The following is a 16,516-nucleotide window of genomic DNA, read 5'->3' as shown; positions in this document are numbered from 1 at the left end:
TCACCGGGTGAAGGGGAGATGCCTCCCAAGACCCCGCACGATTTGCTAGCGTGTCGCGCATCCCTTCCACCACGACGTGCCGATGATCCGCGTACTGCTTGCCGAAGACCAGGCCATGGTGCGGGGCGCATTGACCGCGCTGCTGGGCATGGAAAGCGACATCGAGGTCGTCGGCAGTGCCGCAGACGGCGAAGCCGCGTGGCGCGATCTGCAGCGGTTGAAGCCCGACCTGCTGGTCACCGACATCGAGATGCCGGGTCTGAGCGGGCTCGAACTCGCCCAGCGCATCCAGCGCCATGAGATGGTGTGCAAGGTCGTCATCGTCACCACGTTCGCCCGTGGCGGCTTCCTGCGGCGGGCGCTCGATGCCGGCGTGTCCGGCTATCTGTTGAAGGATGCGCCGGCCGAAGACCTGGCCGAGGCGCTGCGCAAGGTGCATCGCGGCGGTCGTGCGATCGATCCGCAACTCGCGCTGGAAGCGTGGTCCGATGCCGACCCGCTCAACGACCGCGAACGCCAGGTACTGCGGCTGGCCGGCGAGGGCCAGTCGGCGGGCGACATCGCCAAGCAGTTGAACCTCTCGCAGGGCACGGTGCGCAACTACCTGTCCGAAGCGATCGGCAAGCTGGGTGTGGCCAACCGCATCGAGGCGTATCGGATGGCGCGCCAGCGCGGCTGGCTGTAACCGCGCGAAGATGTGCCGCAGTTGGCACTTCGAGTGTGCGCCGGGTTGTCTCCTGGCGCGACGCGACCTAGTCTTCCCGTCATCGATTTCCGCACCCCACACGGAATGCCCAAGCGTCGTCTCGCCAACCGCCTCGGCCTGCTCGCCGCCGCGCTGATCTTCGTCGCGGTCGGCGTCGGGGTCGTGCTGGGTGCGCACCGCTTCATCTACGATGCCGGTCGCGTCTCCCATACCAATGAGGTGATCGCACTCGTCGGCGCGGTGGAGGCCCACCTGCGCGACGGCGAATCGGCGCAGCGCGGTTACCTGCTGACGGCCGACGTGGGCTACCTCGCCGACTACCAGCGCAGCCGCGATGAACTGCCCGGCATGATCGCGAACCTGCAGGACCTGGTGCGCGACAACCCCGAGCAGAGCCGACTGGTGCTGGCATGGAAGATCGAGATCGAGCGTCGCCTGGGCCAGATCGACGCCACGCTGGGCAACTATGCGATCGGCGGCCTTCCGGCCGCGCAGCGCTCCATCGGCAAGCAGGTGCGCCAGACGTCCGCCGCATTGCGTGCGCAGGCGCGCCAGCTGGTGGCCAATGAAACCGAGCTGCTGGTGCTCCGCGCGGAGTCCAGTCGCGACAGCGCCAATCTGCTGCGCGCGCTGGCGATCCTGGGCATTCCGCTCGGCCTGGTCATCATCGCCGTGGTGTATGGCTGGTTGGCCGCGGAGATCCGTCACCGCGCACGCGCCGAGGACGCCGGTGACCTGGCGCGCGCCGAGCTGCTGGACAACATCGATGCGCTCGAACGCCAGGGCACCGACCTCAACGAGCTCAGCCGCTACGGCGGCATGCTGCAGAGCTGCGTGAGCGTGGAAGAAGCGGTCGGTCTGGCCACGCAGTACTTCTCGCGCCTGCTGCCGGACACCGGCGGCACGCTGTACCGCGTGCGCGCCTCGCAGGATTACGCCGAAGAGGTCGCCCACTGGGGCGAACACGCGCTCAACGGTCCGGCGATGTTCCCGCTGCCGGATTGCTGGGCGCTGCGCCGCGGACAGCCGCACGTGCATCGCGCCCACCATGAGCTGCTGCCGTGCGCGCACGTCACCACCCCGACGCTCGGTGCCACGCCGACCTACGTCTGCGTGCCATTGATCGCCCAGGGCAGCCAGCTGGGCCTGCTGTACCTGTCGGCGCACGATGACGCCTTCCTCGCCCGCATGGACCTGGTGAAGACCGCGGCCGAGCAGCTGTCGATGGCGCTGTCCAGCCTGGAACTGCAGTCGCGCCTGCGCGTGCAGTCCATCCGCGAACCGTTGACCGGCCTGTTCAACCGGCGCTACCTGGAAGAGTCGCTGGCGCGCGAACTGGCGCGCTGCGAGCGCCGCGGCATGCCGCTGGGCCTGATGATGCTGGACGTGGACCACTTCAAGCGCTTCAACGACGTGCACGGACATGCCGGCGGCGACGCCCTGCTGGCCGAGTTCGGCCGCCTGCTGCAGGCGCTCTCGCGCGACGAGGACATCGCCTGCCGTTACGGCGGCGAAGAATTCACCCTGATCCTGCCCGAAGCCGACCCGATCACCGTGCAGGCGCGCGCCGAGGCGATCCGCGCCGGCGTGGAAGGCATGCGCGTCGTCCATTTGGGCCAGGAGCTGCCGCACGTCACCGTGTCCATCGGCGTCGCGATGTTCCCGCAGCATGGTGGACTGGGCGATACGCTGTTGCGGCAGGCCGACGTGGCGCTGTACCGCGCCAAGCACGCCGGCCGCAACCGGGTGGAGATTGCGGCGACCGATGTCGCCGTGGTGCAGGCCGTGGCGCCGTAGCGCGCCTTCGGCGTCGCGCAGTCCCGTAGTGCACAGCAATGGTGCCTGCCGACGCAGGGTCGCTACGTCAGGATGCGCAGCAGCACGAGGAAGGCGGCTATCGCGCTCAGGATCCAGAGGGTCTTCTTCGTCCGCGCCATCCGTTGCGCCGACGCGTCGAGCGCGTTCCGGACATGGGGGCGCAAGGCCTCGCTGCGGGCGGCATAGGCCTTGATGCGGGCATCGAACCGCGCCATCGCCGCCGGCTGTTCGTCGGGGTCTGACGCTTCAAGCTCGTCGGCGATGTCCCGCAACTCATCCTGCAGCGCGTGCGATTCCAGCCAGGTAGCGATCTCCGCATCGCGCATGCCGGTACTCCAGTGCGGAAGCAGCGGAGCCGCGTGCGTCTCGCGCAAGGCGCGGGCGCAGTGATGGATATGCTCGGCGTCCTTGTCCAGCGTATTGAGCGGGATGGGCAGCGGACCGAACGACGCATGGCGGTGTGAGCGCTGTTCGTTGATCCAGCGCACCGGACCGGACGCGTGGCGCAGGTAGCGGTAGGGGGTGCGGACGCCGAGCCACAAGGTATGCACGGTGTTGTGCCTTACCCGGATCGTCTGCAGCGTCAGGCCGATCACGTCGTCCCACGGGATGGGGCCGTACAGGGCGTGATCGATGCCCTGGCGATCGATCCTGAGCATCGGCCCCTGGCGCCATACCTGGCGCAACAGGCTCCAGCTCACGGCGATCATCACCACCAGCAGGCCCAGCGCCAGCAGTGCCAGACCGGCCCGATTGCTCATCAGGGCCGCCCAGGCGCCGACGCCGAACAGCAGGCACAGGCCGGCCAGCAGGATCATGTGGCGGGCACTCGCGGAGGCTTCGAACACGCCGGTGTGGTCGAGGGCGTCCTGCTCCTGCCGGCTGCGGTCGCGGATCAGACCGGTGATCGCGATGCCGACCAGCGCCGACGCCGCCAATACCGTCGCGGACAGGATCCAGGTGAGCTCAAGACGGGAGGAGATCGGATCGCCACCGTTCCGCGCCTTGAACCACAGGATGGTGGCCATCAGCAGGGCGAAACCGGCGACCCACGTGATCAGCCGGACCAATGATCGGAGTGTGCTCAACACGGTGTGCGCTCCCTGCACGATGACGCCGGCGCCCCGGCGGGGCGATCAGGATCCGTATCGCGCCTTCAGCATCGCATAGGCGCTGCGCAGCGCCAGCGCTTCACCGCCGGCCGGGCGTCCGGCGCGGTCGCTGTCGTTCCAGGCGTACACGTCCAGGTGCGCCCACTTCATGCCGTCCGGCACGAAGCGTTCCAGGTACAGCGCCGCCGTCACAGCGCCGGCCATGCGCGAACCCGCATTGGCCAGGTCGGCGATGCCGCTGGTCAAATAGCGCAGGTACGGACGCCACAGCGGCATGCGCCACACCGGATCGCGCATGCGCTCGCCGGCGGCGATCCAGTCGTGGGCGACGGTGTCGTCGTTCGCGAACAGCGCCGGCAGGTCCGGGCCCAGTGCGATGCGCGCCGCGCCGGTCAGCGTGGCGAAGTCCAGCAGCAGCTCCGGCGACTGCTCGCCGGCATAGGTCAGCGCATCGCACAGGATCACGCGGCCTTCGGCATCGGTGTTGTCGATCTCGACGCTGACGCCCTTGCGCGTGGCGATCACTTCGCCCGGACGGAACGCATTGGGACCGATGCTGTTCTCCACCGCCGGCACCAGCAGCGTCAGCCGGACCGGCAGGTTGCGCGCCATCACCAGGCGCGCCAGCGCGATCGCGTGCGCGGCGCCGCCCATGTCCTTCTTCATATGGCGCATGCCGTCGGCCGGCTTGATGTCCAGGCCGCCGGTGTCGAAGCACACGCCCTTGCCGACCACCGCCACGTGCGGTCGCGACGCATCGCCCCAGCGCAGCGCGATCAGGCGCGGCGCGCGGTGCGAGGCGCGGCCGACGGCATGGAGGGCGGGAAAGTTCTGCGCCAGCAGCGCATCGCCGGCGACGACGTCCACCTCGGCGCCGTGCGTGGCGGCGAGCTCGCGCACCGCGGCTTCCAGTTCGTCCGGACCCATGTGCTCGGTCGGCGTGTTGACCAGGTCGCGCACCTGCACGCTGGCGGCCAGCAGGTCCAGCGCTTCGGCATCGGCCTGTGGCAGCACCAGGCGCGCCGGCTTGCGCGGCGGCTGCTTGTAGCGATCGAACTTGTAACTGCCCAGGCCCCAGCCGAGCTGCAGCGCGACGCGGGCGTCATCGGACAGGTCGCCCGCGATCTCCCAGTCGCCCGCCGGCAGCCCAAAGGGCGCGTGCGCGTAGGCATACGGGTCGAGCGGATCGCCGATGCCGATCACCGCGCCGGCCAGTCCGTCTTCGCCAGGCAGCAACAGCAGCGAACCGGCCGAGGCGGAGAAGTTCTGCGCCTCGATCCAGGCGTTCACCGCCGGCGACTGCGTCGCGCGCCATGCGGTCAGGTGGGTGCGCTCCAGTACGTGCAGCGGACGCGCGTGGGTGGAGGAATCGGTGTAGGCGAGGGCAGCGCTCATGCGGCGGCGTGTTCCGTGGCGAAATCGGGGTGGGCGTCCAGCCAGTCGGCCAGCGCGGTCAGCGTGTTGAATTCCAGGTCGGGGCGCAGCGCGTCGTGCGGCCACGCCTGCGGTATCCCGTCGTGGTCTTCCGGACGGTTGATCCAGCAACTGCGCAAGCCGGCATGCAAGGCACCGACCACATCCATCTCGATGTGGTCGCCGACGTGCAGCACCTCGGCCGGCGGCACGTCGAGCAGGTCGCAGGCGGCGTGGAAGATGCTGGCGTCCGGCTTGGCGGCGCCATGTTCGCGCGAGTGGATCTGGTGCTTGAACAGATGGGTCAGGCCGATGCGCTGCAGGTCGGCGTTGCCGTTCGTCACGGCGGCGACCGGCAAGCGGGCGGCGATGCGCTCCAGCGCGGCCAGGGCGTCGGGGTAGTACTCGACCTGGTTGCGCGCGGCGTAGAAGGTTTCGTAGGCCGGTTCCAGCAGCGCCATGTCGGCGCCGCTCTCGCGCAGGGCGTGTTCCAGGGTCATGCGGCGCAGGCGGCTGAGGTCGTGCTTGTACTGCGGGTGGGCGAGGAAGATGTCCTCGCGCACGGCGCGCATGCGGTCGACGGGGAACATGTCGGCGGTGGCGGGGCTGTGTTCGCGCAGCCAGTCGTCGAGCACGCGTTCGATCCGGGCGCCGATGGGGGCGAACGGCCAGAGGGTGTCGTCGAGGTCGAGGGTGATGGCGCGGACGGGGAAGCTCATCGGGGCGATTTTACACCGGGGCGGCGGGCGTCCTTTCACTTGGCCGTGGTTTAGCCCCTCTCCCTGCGGGAGAGGGGTTGGGGTGAGGGGCAACGAAGTCCATTGCCTGTGCGTGTCATTGGCCTCTCAGGGCCTTGCGTTGGATTGTTGAGCCTGTCGGGATGCTTCCTCAGCGACCAGGCATGGCACCGCTCGCCGCGGGGGCCTTACTTTTCTTTGCTTGTGCAAAGAAAAGTAAGCAAAAGAAACACACCCCGGCGGTCCGCCCGCCGCTGCGCGGCGGGTTCGCAGTCCCAGCGGGAATTTTCGGACGGGGCATCCTGCCCCGGCCGAAAACGGCGCACGTCCTGTGCGCCGCCCTGCGGGTTTTACCCGCCGTGACTGCCGGACCTCAGGGGCCCCGGAAGCCGACACGGATAGATTCGGAGTGCACGCTTTTGACGTGGCTTCTTGGGTCCCCATGAGGCACGGCGAGAAGGGCGGGTACAACCCGAAGGGCGCCGTCATGGATGACGGCGTTTCCGTATGGCACAGGGATGTGCCTTACGGAAATTCCCGCCCTGCTCGCGGACCCGGAGCGAAGCGGAGGGCGTGCCGCCTGGGGTGTGTTTCTTTGATTCTTTCTTTGCACAAGCAAAGAAAGAATGCCTCCGCGGCGAGCGGCACCATGCGTCAAAAAAGAAGATCCATCCCGCAAGGCCGCAAAACCAGCGCCATCGCGGATCTGGTGAATAACCCAGGCCAGGAAAGACCGCGTCTTTGTCGCCCCTCACCCCAACCCCTCTCCCGATGGGAGAGGGGCTTCAATCACTCCAGCAACCGCGCCCATCCTTCCATGCCTTCCACCCGCGCCAGCACCAGCTTCACGCAGACCAGCAACGGCACCGCCAGCAACAACCCGATGATCCCCCACAGCCACCCGAACAACATCAGCGCCAGGATCAGCACCAGCGGCGACAGCGCCATCCGTTTGCCCAGGATGATCGGCGTGATGATCTGGCCTTCGATCGTGTGCAGCACCAGGTAGGTGATCGCCGGCAGCATCGACTGGAACGGCTGCTCGAAGCTGATGAAACCCACCAGCAGCATCGCCACCATCCCGATCAGCGGGCCCACGTACGGCGCGAAGTTCAGCAGCGCCGCCATCGTGCCCCACAGCAGCGCTTCGGCCAGCGGCAGGCCCAGCAGGTACAGCACGCCGGCGAACACGAAGCCCACCACCGTGTTGATGATGCTGATGGTCAACACGTAGCGCGACACCTCGCGCTCGATCGAGTGCAGGATCTCCACGGTGAACTTCTTCTGCTGCCGTCCGGGCAGCAGCGCGATCGCGTTGCGCTGCAGGTTTTCGCCGTAGACCATGAAGAAGAACGTCAGCAGCACCACCGCCAGCAGCGAGGCCAGCACGCGCGGCGTGGCCAGCAGCTTGCGGTAGGGATCGTCGGCCGCGGCCTGCACGATCTGCGGCTGCCGGTTCGAGGTCTGGCTGCCGGCCGCGGCGCGGGCGAAGTTTTCGGCGGCCTTGTTGGCGTCCTGCACCGGCTTGGTCAGTTCGCGCAGCTTGGGCGCCAGCTGGCGCATCTCGCGCGGTGCCTGCTGCGCCCACTCCATCGCCGACGGCAGCATCTTGTGCGCCAGCAGGCCGGCGACCGCCATGCCGCCGACCAGCACGATCAGCGCACCGACGAAGCGCGGCACGTAGATCCGTCGCAGCGTGCGGATGATGGGGTTGCCGACCAGGGCGAAGAACATCGCCAGCAGCACCGGCAGCAACACTTCCTGCGCGGCCCACAGCGTGTAGCCGACAGCGAGCGTCGCCAGCACCAGCAGCGGTGTGGAGGCGCGCGGGCGTGAGGGGGGCGGGGTGACCGGCGTGGGCGGTGCGTCGGGTGGAGCGGGTGTGCTCATGGGCGGGGCGCGACCGGGAGGAAGGCGCGATTGTGCGGGCAATCCTGTGGGAGCGACGTGAGTCGGGACGGGTGGGGGTGGCCGTCGCGGATGACGCGTTCATCCGCGCGCAAGGCAGCGGGGGGCGGATGGAAAGAGCTCGCGACTTACGTCGCTCCCACAAGAGCGTTTGTGGTCAGCGTTCGGACAGTTCGGTGGCGGCTTCGGCCGGGCGCGGTGCGACGACCACGATCTCGTCCTCGTCGAAGGCCTCGTCGACCATCGGTTCGTCGTCGGCCTGCATGTCCTCGGCGCGCTCCTGCATGTCCTGCGCGGTGTCGGCGGCGTCTTCGGCGGTCTCGGCCGCGGCGGCGGCCTGTGCCGTGGCCACGAAGCTGGAGACCGCGGTGAACATCTGCATCCAGCGCGCGCCGGTCATCGCGCGCAGCGGGTCGCTGCGTCCGGCCAGGAAGCCGCTGACCACGCCGGCGATGACGATGCGGCCGGGCGTCCAGCCGTCCTTCCACGATTGCTTGAGGATGGTCCAGTACAGCGAGGTCTGCGCGCCGCGCAGTTCCACCCGCTTCTCGGCGCGCTCCACGTGCTGCTGCAGTTGCTCGAAGCGCATCAGGGCCCTCCGTTGCCGGCGGCGGGCGGCGGGGGCGCGTCTTCTTCGTCCGCGCGGTCCTCGTCGAACAGGCCGAGCTTGGACAGCTGACGGCGCGTCGCATGCATGCCCGTGTAGTCGAAGTAGCGGCCGACCTTCCACGCCGCGAAGACCGTCACCGCCAGGCTCAGCAGCGCGGCGAACGACAGCGACTGCAGCCACGAGAAACCGAAGCGCTGCATCAGCGCGATCAGCGCGCCGGCCACCAGCAGCCAGGCCGAGGCGCCGAACACGATCGCCACGCCGGCCCACGCCAGTGCACGGCCGAACGCGCTGCGCGCCAGTGCGAAATCCGCCGACACCAGCGCACGCATCGCGCGGCCGGTGTCCTTGGCCGAGCCGAACGCCGCACGGCCGGCCTCACCGACCTCCTTCAGGCTGTCGATCAGGTCGGGCGGCGGCGGTGCGTCGGTGTCGCGGGGCGCGTCGCTCACGCGGCGGGCTTACTTGTCGCCGCCGCTGCGCGCCAGCTTGGCGATGATCCAGCCGGCCGCGAAGGCCACGCCGAACGAAGCGATGGGACGCTCGCGGATCAGGTCGGCGGCGCTGTCGATCAGGTCGCGGCCCTTGTCCATCAGCGCATCGACCTGCTCGCGCGCGGCGCCGCCACCGGCTTCGGCCGCGGCGATGCCCGACAGCGCGCTGTCGGCCAGTTCGGACTTCACGTTCGCCTTACCCAGGCGAAGTTCGTCGCCCGCGGCGCTGGCGGCGCCCTTGATGGCTTCACCGGCGGCGGCGGCGGCCGAGGCGAGGTGCGAACCGGCTTCGCCCAGGTTGGACTTCAGCGCATCGGTGTTCGTGGGCATGGTCATCATTGGCTCCTGCGGGCGGGGATGGGGTCACTCTAATGCACGGCGGTGAACGGGCTGTTATGCCGTCCACCGCCGCGGCCTCACTGCATCAGCACGCGGCCGGTGCCGCGGCCGCGCAGGATGTTGAGCACCAGCTGCGCCGGCTTGCGCTCGAAACTGGCGCGGAACCCCGGCAGGTCGCCGAACTCGCCACTGCTGCTGGCGATGATGATGTCGCCCGGACGCAGGCCGCTGTTCCAGGCGCGGCTGTCGCGCGCCACGTTGCCGACCTGCACGCCGCCCTGCGCACCGCGGATCATGCCGCGCAGCGTCTGGCGGGCGGATTCGTCCAGTTCCTTCAGCGTCGCGCCGGTCAGGCGCGCATCCAGCGATGCGCCATCGGCGGTGCGTTCGCCTTCCTTCAACGCCGCGTTGAGCTGCAGCGGCTTGCCGTCGCGGCGCACGTCCAGCGCCACGCGGGTACCCACGGGCTGCAGGCCTTCGAAGTTGTGCAGGGCCGCGCGGTTGTCGATGCGCTGGCCGTTGGCCGACACCACCACGTCACCCGGCTGCAGGCCCGCCGCGGCCGCGGCCGACCCCGGATACACGCGCGTGATCAGGGCGCCGCGGGCCACGTCCAGGCCCAGGCCGCGCGCGGTGCGCTCGTCCACGTCCTGCGATTCCACGCCGAACGCGCCCCGACGCACCACGCCGTTGTTGGCGATCAGCTGGTCCATGATCCCGCGCGCCATGTTGATCGGGATCGCGAAGCCCAGGCCGATGTTGCCGGCCATGCTGCCGCGCGGGTTGAAGCTGGCGGTGTTGATGCCGACCAGCCGGCCCTGCAGGTCGACCAGCGCGCCACCGGAGTTGCCGGGATTGATCGAGGCGTCGGTCTGGATGAAGTTCTGGTAGCCCGCCACCGGAATGCCGCTGCGGCCCACCGCCGACACGATGCCCGAGGTCACTGTCTGGCCCAGGCCGTACGGGTTGCCCATCGCCACCACGAAATCGCCGACCTCCAACTGGTCGCTGTTGGCCATCGGCACGGCGGTCAGGCCCTGGGTCGGGATGCGGATCAGCGCGATGTCGGTATCCGGGTCGGAGCCGATGAACTCGGCTTCCACCTGGCGGCCGTCGCTCAGCGTGACCGACACGCCGTCGGCGTTCTCCACCACGTGGTGGTTGGTCAGCACGTAGCCGCGCGTGGCGTCGACGATCACGCCCGAGCCCAGCGCACGCTCCACGCGTTCGCGCGGCATGTCGGGGATGCCTAGGATGCGGCGGAACACCGGGTCGTCGCCGAACGGTCCCAGCGGACTGGCCACGCGCACGGTCTGCCGGCTGTACACGCTGACCACCGCCGGGGTGACCCGCTTGAGCATCGGCGCCAGCGACGGCAGCACCTGCCCGTCCACGGCGGCGGGCAGCGCGGCGGCGGCCGGAACCGCGGCCGCGGCACTGGGGGCGGCCTGGGCGGGTTTCTGGAAGAGGTCGTTGAGGCCGGTGGCGGCGAAACCGCCGAACGCGGCAGCCGCAGACAGGGCGATCAGGGTGGGGAACGGGCGCAGCGCTTTCTTCATGGTGGGTCGGCAGCTCGTTGCGTCGGAGGGAGCGGGTGGCCGGTGGCCCCCGCGAACCTGAATGAGTCTGCTGACGGACCCCTAAACCTGCAATGAAGTTCACCCGCCGCGGCCGTCCGCCGCACCCCGCCGCGTGATGACGAACGGAGGGTGCAATGCCATGCAATTGTCATGTCAATCCGGTTGACAGGGGGGGAACCCGGGCGTAGTTTGACCACTTCGTGCTGACACAAGATGTTGCGGTCCAGCACGGGGCGGACCCAAGCACTGGTGTTTCTTTGACAAAGCCTGCGGGCATTGCGCTTGGGAAATCGGGCGCCTTTGGGGATTGGCGCATGAGGGCGAGGGAAGCAGTGGGCACCACGGCAACGGCAGGTCCCACTTCCACAATCCGGCAACCGGCGCGGCGCATCCTGTGCGGCCGCCCGCGGCGCCGTCCCCGTCGTCCGGGGCCGCACTGAATTACCGGGGCAGGCCCAGGCCTGCCCGCCACCACAGTCTTAATTAAGTAGTTCCAGTCGTTTTCAGGAGAACAACACAACCATGAGTACGGTGCGCCTCGAGGCGGTCAAGACGGAACAGCCCACCCTGATCCCCCTGCAGCCGGCATCCCAGGACATCTGGGACAAGAAGTACCGGCTGAAGACCAAGCAGGGCGAAGCCCTGGACGCCGACATCGATGGCACCTACCAGCGTGTCGCCCGCGCCCTGGCCGACGCCGAAGCCACCCCCGAGAAGCGCGCCTACTGGTACGAGCGCTTCGTGTGGGCGCTGCGCCGCGGCGCCATCCCCGCCGGCCGCATCACCTCCAACGCCGGCGCCCAGCAGCACAAGCCGGCCACCAGCACCATCAACTGCACCGTCTCCGGCACCATCGAAGACTCGATGGACGGCATCCTCGAGAAGGTCCACGAAGCGGGCCTCACCCTGAAGGCCGGCTGCGGCATCGGCTACGAGTTCAGCACCCTGCGTCCGAAGGGCGCCTTCGTCGCCGGCGCCGGCGCGTACACCTCCGGCCCGATGTCCTTCATGGATATCTACGACAAGATGTGTTTCACCGTGTCCTCCGCCGGCGGCCGCCGCGGCGCGCAGATGGGCACGTTCGAAATCTCCCACCCGGACGTCAAGGACTTCATCCGCGCCAAGCGCGAAGACGGCCGCCTGCGCCAGTTCAACCTGTCGCTGCTGATCACCGACGGCTTCATGGAAGCCGTGGACACCGACGCCGACTGGCCGCTGGTGTTCCCGGTGAACATCAAGGAGAAGGGCGACATCAACGTCGAAGACGCCAACCAGGTCGTCTGGCGCGAGTGGCCCACCCACAAGAACTACATCGTCCGCGACGACGGCCTGGTGGCCTGCAAGATCTACGGCCACATCCGTGCCCGTCATCTGTGGGACATGATCATGGTCTCCACCTACGACTACGCCGAGCCGGGTTTCATCCTGATCGACCGCGTCAACGAGATGAACAACAACTGGTGGTGCGAGACGATCCGCGCCACCAACCCGTGCGGCGAGCAGCCGCTGCCGCCGTACGGCGCCTGCCTGCTGGGCTCGGTCAACCTGACCACCTTCGTGCGTGATCCCTTCACCGACCAGGCCACGTTCGACTGGGAGGAATACAAGGAAGTCGTGCGCGTGTTCACCCGCATGCTCGACAACGTGGTCGAAGTGAACGGCCTGCCGCTGGAACAGCAGCGCCAGGAGATCCTGCGCAAGCGTCGCCACGGCATGGGCTTCCTGGGCCTGGGCAGCACGCTGACCATGCTCAAGCACAAGTACGGCAGTGCCGAGTCCTGCGAGTTCACCGAGGCGATCGCCCGCGAGATGGCCGTGGCCGGCTGGGAAATGGGCCTGGCGCTGGCCAAGGAGAAGGGTGCCGCCCCGATCATGGAAGAGCGCTTCACCGTCACCGCCGCCATGCTGCGCCAGCGCCCGGAAATGGCGACCGACGGCTGGAAGGTCGGCCAGGAAATCCCCGGCAAGGTCCTGCACGCCCGCTACAGCCGCTACATGCAGCGCGTGGCCACCGTGGCCCCGGATCTGGTGGACGAGCTGGCCGAAACCGGCAGCCGCTTCACCCACCACAGCTCCATCGCGCCCACCGGCACCATCAGCCTGTCGCTGGCCAACAACGCCTCCAACGGCATCGAGCCCTCGTTCGCGCACCACTACAGCCGCAACGTGATCCGCGAAGGCAAGAAGACCAAGGAAAAGGTCGACGTCTACTCGTACGAGCTGCTGGCCTACCGCGAGCTGGTCAACAACAAGGCCATGCCGTTCTCCGACGAGGCCGACGCCAAGCTGCCCGACTACTTCATCGCCGCTGACGACATCAGCCCGAAGGAGCACGTCGACGTGCAGGCCGCCGCGCAGAAGTGGGTGGACAGCTCCATCTCCAAGACCGCCAACGTGCCCACGGACTACCCGTACGAGCAGTTCAAGGACATCTACCGCTACGCCCACCAGCAGGGCCTGAAGGGCTGCACCACGTTCCGCTTCAATCCCGCCGCCTTCCAGGGCGTGCTGGTGAAGGAAGCCGACCTGGAAAACACCACCTACCGCTTCGAGCTGGAAGACGGCAACGTCATCGAGGTGAAGGGCAACGAGCAGATCGAGTACGACGGCGAGATGCACACCGCCGCCAACCTGTTCGATGCGTTGAAGGAAGGCTACTACGGCAAGTTCTGATGGTTCTCCTCCCCCGCGTGCGGGGGAGGATGCCCGAAGGGCAGGTGGGGGGAGCGAGCGCCGCGAGTTGCTTCTGCTCTCAGCGAAAAACGCCCCCATCCCAACCTTCCCCCGCACGCGGGGGAAGGGGCTCATCCCGGCAACTTGAACCACCGATTCATCCGCTTCACCGTTCCACCCCGCGCCATCGGGTATAGCATCGGCAGCGTCAACCAACCTCGCCCACAAGGAGGGCAACATGAGCAACGGTAATGGTGTCACGGCGACGCTTTCCGGCGCGGCCGAAAGCGTGAAGGAAACAGTAGCGGGCATCGGCGAGGCAGTGGCCAGCACGGCCAGCGAAACCGTCGCCAAGGCGAAGAAGGCCGCCAAGAAGGCCAAGAAGACGGTGACCGCCGACATCGCCAAGGCGAAGAAGGCCGTGGCCAAGCGCACCGACAAGGCCGCCAAGGCGGTGAAGAAGACCGTCGCCAAGGCGAAGAAGAAGCTGGCCGCCGCCAGCACCGCCGCCAAGGCCGAAGCCGCCACCCTCACCAAGAAGGTGACCGGCAAGAAGACCGCCAAGAAGGCCACGAAGAAGGCGGCCAAGAAAGCCACCAAGAAGACGGCGGCCAAGAAGGCCGTGAAGAAAGTCGCCAAGAAGGCCGCCGCCAAGAAGGCGCCGGTGAAGAAGGCAGCCAAGAAAGCCGTGAAGAAGGTCGCCAAGAAGGCGCCCGTGAAGAAAGCCGCCAAGAAGGCGGCGCCCAAGAAAGCGGTCAAAAAGGCCGCCAAGAAAGCCCCGAAGAAAGCTGCGAAAAAAGCAGCCCGTAAGTAAGACCTGATGCTTCACCCCTCCTCCCCCGTTCGCGGGGGAGGGTTTGGGGAGGGGGCCGCTCTTAGCGCTTCCGTCCCGTTACCTAAAACACCAAGAACACGAACAGGATTCCACCGTCATGGCCGTCAAGATCGACAAGAAAATCAAGGGCTACAGCGTGCTCACCCCGGAAGACAAGGCGCGCGAAGCCGCAGCCGCGGTCCCGGTGGCGTCGGTGCCGCGCGAGACGGTGGAAAAGGAAACTCCGCAGGACAACATCATCCAGATGCACGAGCGCATCGAGCGCCCGGAAGTCCTGATCGGCAGCACCTACAAGATCAAGTCGCCGCTGGTGGAGCACGCCATGTACGTGACCATCAACGACATCGTGTTGAACGCGGGCACGGAGCACGAGCTGCGCCGTCCGTTCGAGATCTTCGTCAACAGCAAGTCCATGGAGCACTTCCAGTGGATCGTGGCGCTGACGCGCATCATGTCGGCGGTGTTCCGCAAGGGCGGCGACGTGACGTTCCTGGTCGACGAGATGAAGGCGGTGTTCGATCCGCGCGGTGGTTACTTCAAGGCCGGTGGCGTGTACATGCCGTCGCTGGTGGCGGAGTTGGGCGCCATCGTGGAAGAGCACATGAAGTCGATCGGCCTGATCCACGATCCGGAAATGAGTGCGCACCAGCGCGCCATCCTGGCCGAGAAGCGCAAGCAGTACGAAGACCGCGCAAAAAAAAACTCTGACGTAACGGAAACTGTGACCGTTGCACCGGCCGCGCCCACCCAGGGCGCCGCCGAGGACATCGCCGTGACCGGCGATGGCGCCAGCTTCCCGCCTTCCGCGACGCTCTGCCACAAGTGCAGCACCAAGGCCCTCGTCATCATGGACGGGTGCGCGACGTGTTTGAACTGTGGGTATTCGAAGTGCGGGTGAGACTTAATTTTTAGTGAGCACAAAGCAGCTAAAGAAATGCCTTTCGCAGGCAGAGCTTGAGCTGCTAATCCACGCGTGCACCGCGATCACTCGCATCTTGCCTCATGTCGAGGTTGTGGGTTGGGTTGAAACAAAGTGGATGCCGAGCGGTGCTGTCTGGGCGTCCACAGAACGCCAAAAAATTACCTTTGTGGCGGGCGTAAAGGCGCGAGGAATTCCATCTGGCCGTGCTCTTGAGGCGACGATTCGGCGCCGTCGCGAGAGCTTAGCCTCCGGTGTTGCAAAGAGCACGTTGGATGGCCGTGAGCACAACATCTGTGCATTGATCGCGGAAGAGATTGGCGACATCTTCTCCGGTCACCGCCCCTTGCCAGAAGTGGCGCTGCCGGCGGTTACGAAAGCTTTTGATGAAAGGATTGTGGCCAGGCACTTAGCCGCACACCATGAGGTCACTCTCCCTGTCGGCGAGATGTTGAATGCACTGCATACGCTCGCGGAGCAGACCTACGAGAACAAGGCTGTCGCATTTGGTTGCGTCGTAGAGCCTCGTGTCGAAGTGGTTAATAGAAGCGCCTTTCCGAAGGAATTTCTTAAACTGAAGAAATTCAAGGCGCTGTCCGATGGGTACAGAACGGCCTATGTCGTGTCAGGGAACGGCGCGATCATCAGGTTCGTGGATCTCGATCGCTTTTCCTTGAAGCCGCTTACAGGCAAGCACTTCTATCCAGAGTGGGCCGAGGCAATGGCTAAAGCGAGCCGTGATCGACGTTTCGGAATAGTTCTTAGTCGGCAGGGCGATGTCCTCGTCTTGGAGGAAGGAACCCTTAGGTTTAGCTATCGATTCGGGAAATGGCAGTACTGGAATCATGGTCATTTGGTGAACTTGATCCGAGATTGGGCGCGTGCTCAGAAGATTCGAAAGTCGATTCTTGGGAACGTAGTGGGTGCAATCTATCGCGCAGCAATTGATGTCTCGTTTAGGCGGACTGGAGGCCTCTTCGTAATCCTAAAGAATCAAGCGATGCTGAAGGATGTAGTAAAGGCCGAGGATGTGCTTGGCGGTCAAAAAAGATCCACACAGGATGCGGAATTCGACCTGCTCCTAAAGCGTAAGACGATACAGTCATTGCCGCGAAGAGTAATGGTTGAGCTTGCAGCACTGGATGGTGCGCTGGTCATCAACAAGAGTGGAACCATACTTGCTTACGGCGCAGTGATTCAGCCAAAAAGGGCCGGTCGTTTGAAGGGGGCCGAAGGAAGTAGAACCAAGGCGGCCATCGGTGCTTCAAATTACGGGATGGCTGTCAAGATTAGTTCGGACGGCGACATCACCGTCTACAAGGAAGGTCAGCAGTACCTAACTATTTGATTGCGATTGACTGCCTCGCCAAAC

The 16,516-nt window shown here is 66.5% G+C and carries 14 protein-coding genes; 6 read left to right on the top strand and 8 right to left on the bottom strand.

Annotation, left to right across the window (positions count from 1 at the left end; translation table 11 throughout):
- Window positions 1-82 precede the first annotated feature (82 nt).
- Together IB225_RS07775 and IB225_RS07770 are read left to right on the top strand one after the other, a co-directional pair.
- Window positions 83-685: a response regulator transcription factor gene (locus tag IB225_RS07775; RefSeq protein WP_192310602.1), complete on the top strand. Its 603-nt coding sequence runs from the start codon at window positions 83-85 to the stop codon at window positions 683-685.
- A gap of 105 nt (window positions 686-790) precedes the next feature.
- Window positions 791-2,503 carry a diguanylate cyclase gene (locus IB225_RS07770; RefSeq protein ID WP_192310601.1) on the top strand — a complete coding sequence of 571 codons (1,713 nt, stop codon included), beginning with the start codon at window positions 791-793 and terminating at the stop codon, window positions 2,501-2,503.
- Between the two features lie 62 nt (window positions 2,504-2,565).
- Here the strand turns inward: IB225_RS07770 and IB225_RS07765 are convergent, their stop codons facing one another.
- From IB225_RS07765 to IB225_RS07730, 8 genes are all read right to left on the bottom strand, one after another.
- Window positions 2,566-3,612: a hypothetical protein gene (locus tag IB225_RS07765; RefSeq protein ID WP_192310600.1), complete on the bottom strand. Its 1,047-nt coding sequence runs from the start codon at window positions 3,610-3,612 to the stop codon at window positions 2,566-2,568.
- 48 nt (window positions 3,613-3,660) lie between these two features.
- A complete protein-coding gene (locus tag IB225_RS07760; RefSeq protein ID WP_192310599.1) occupies window positions 3,661-5,031 on the bottom strand; it encodes a leucyl aminopeptidase family protein in 1,371 nt (456 codons plus the stop codon).
- Window positions 5,028-5,768, bottom strand: a complete 741-nt coding sequence (locus IB225_RS07755; protein WP_192310598.1) for an HAD-IA family hydrolase — start codon at window positions 5,766-5,768, stop codon at window positions 5,028-5,030. Before IB225_RS07755 ends, IB225_RS07760 begins: the two co-directional genes overlap by 4 nt.
- A gap of 807 nt (window positions 5,769-6,575) precedes the next feature.
- Window positions 6,576-7,676: an AI-2E family transporter gene (locus IB225_RS07750; RefSeq protein WP_192310597.1), complete on the bottom strand. Its 1,101-nt coding sequence runs from the start codon at window positions 7,674-7,676 to the stop codon at window positions 6,576-6,578.
- A 175-nt stretch (window positions 7,677-7,851) separates the two neighbouring features.
- Complete coding sequence (locus tag IB225_RS07745; RefSeq protein ID WP_192310596.1) at window positions 7,852-8,283, bottom strand: hypothetical protein; 432 nt, start codon at window positions 8,281-8,283, stop codon at window positions 7,852-7,854.
- Window positions 8,283-8,756 carry a phage holin family protein gene (locus IB225_RS07740; RefSeq protein ID WP_192310595.1) on the bottom strand — a complete coding sequence of 158 codons (474 nt, stop codon included), beginning with the start codon at window positions 8,754-8,756 and terminating at the stop codon, window positions 8,283-8,285. Before IB225_RS07740 ends, IB225_RS07745 begins: the two co-directional genes overlap by 1 nt.
- A 9-nt stretch (window positions 8,757-8,765) precedes the next feature.
- The gene (locus IB225_RS07735) at window positions 8,766-9,137 is read right to left on the bottom strand and encodes a hypothetical protein (protein ID WP_192310594.1); all 372 of its coding nucleotides are present in this window, start codon (window positions 9,135-9,137) and stop codon (window positions 8,766-8,768) included.
- A 77-nt stretch (window positions 9,138-9,214) separates the two neighbouring features.
- Window positions 9,215-10,684, bottom strand: a complete 1,470-nt coding sequence (locus IB225_RS07730; protein ID WP_192310886.1) for a Do family serine endopeptidase — start codon at window positions 10,682-10,684, stop codon at window positions 9,215-9,217.
- Window positions 10,685-11,239: 555 nt separating this feature from the next.
- Here IB225_RS07730 and IB225_RS07725 point away from each other — a divergent pair.
- From IB225_RS07725 to IB225_RS07710, 4 genes are all read left to right on the top strand, one after another.
- Window positions 11,240-13,390: an adenosylcobalamin-dependent ribonucleoside-diphosphate reductase gene (locus IB225_RS07725; protein WP_192310593.1), complete on the top strand. Its 2,151-nt coding sequence runs from the start codon at window positions 11,240-11,242 to the stop codon at window positions 13,388-13,390.
- Window positions 13,391-13,628: 238 nt separating this feature from the next.
- Window positions 13,629-14,204 carry a hypothetical protein gene (locus IB225_RS07720; RefSeq protein ID WP_192310592.1) on the top strand — a complete coding sequence of 192 codons (576 nt, stop codon included), beginning with the start codon at window positions 13,629-13,631 and terminating at the stop codon, window positions 14,202-14,204.
- Window positions 14,205-14,322: 118 nt separating this feature from the next.
- The gene (locus tag IB225_RS07715) at window positions 14,323-15,123 is read left to right on the top strand and encodes an NrdJb (RefSeq protein WP_192310591.1); all 801 of its coding nucleotides are present in this window, start codon (window positions 14,323-14,325) and stop codon (window positions 15,121-15,123) included.
- A 13-nt stretch (window positions 15,124-15,136) separates the two neighbouring features.
- Window positions 15,137-16,492: a hypothetical protein gene (locus tag IB225_RS07710; protein ID WP_192310590.1), complete on the top strand. Its 1,356-nt coding sequence runs from the start codon at window positions 15,137-15,139 to the stop codon at window positions 16,490-16,492.
- Window positions 16,493-16,516 lie beyond the last annotated feature (24 nt).

The sequence above is a fragment of the Pseudoxanthomonas sp. PXM02 genome (genome assembly GCF_014851805.1).
Classification (GTDB): Bacteria; Pseudomonadota; Gammaproteobacteria; order Xanthomonadales; family Xanthomonadaceae; genus Pseudoxanthomonas_A.
Note: the sequence above shows the minus strand (reverse complement) of the source record. Positions and strands in the feature narration are given on the sequence as shown.

Excerpts from the sequence above, each read along its gene's own strand:
- IB225_RS07760 (WP_192310599.1), bottom strand. The coding sequence starts at position 5,031 with ATGAGCGCTGCCCTCGCCTACACCGATTCCTCCACCCACGCGCGTCCG.
- IB225_RS07750 (WP_192310597.1), bottom strand. The coding sequence starts at position 7,676 with ATGAGCACACCCGCTCCACCCGACGCACCGCCCACGCCGGTCACCCCG.
- IB225_RS07720 (WP_192310592.1), top strand. The coding sequence starts at position 13,629 with ATGAGCAACGGTAATGGTGTCACGGCGACGCTTTCCGGCGCGGCCGAA.
- IB225_RS07715 (WP_192310591.1), top strand. The coding sequence starts at position 14,323 with ATGGCCGTCAAGATCGACAAGAAAATCAAGGGCTACAGCGTGCTCACC.
- IB225_RS07775 (WP_192310602.1), top strand. The coding sequence starts at position 83 with ATGATCCGCGTACTGCTTGCCGAAGACCAGGCCATGGTGCGGGGCGCA.
- IB225_RS07770 (WP_192310601.1), top strand. The coding sequence starts at position 791 with ATGCCCAAGCGTCGTCTCGCCAACCGCCTCGGCCTGCTCGCCGCCGCG.
- IB225_RS07755 (WP_192310598.1), bottom strand. The coding sequence starts at position 5,768 with ATGAGCTTCCCCGTCCGCGCCATCACCCTCGACCTCGACGACACCCTC.
- IB225_RS07735 (WP_192310594.1), bottom strand. The coding sequence starts at position 9,137 with ATGATGACCATGCCCACGAACACCGATGCGCTGAAGTCCAACCTGGGC.
- IB225_RS07745 (WP_192310596.1), bottom strand. The coding sequence starts at position 8,283 with ATGCGCTTCGAGCAACTGCAGCAGCACGTGGAGCGCGCCGAGAAGCGG.
- IB225_RS07725 (WP_192310593.1), top strand. The coding sequence starts at position 11,240 with ATGAGTACGGTGCGCCTCGAGGCGGTCAAGACGGAACAGCCCACCCTG.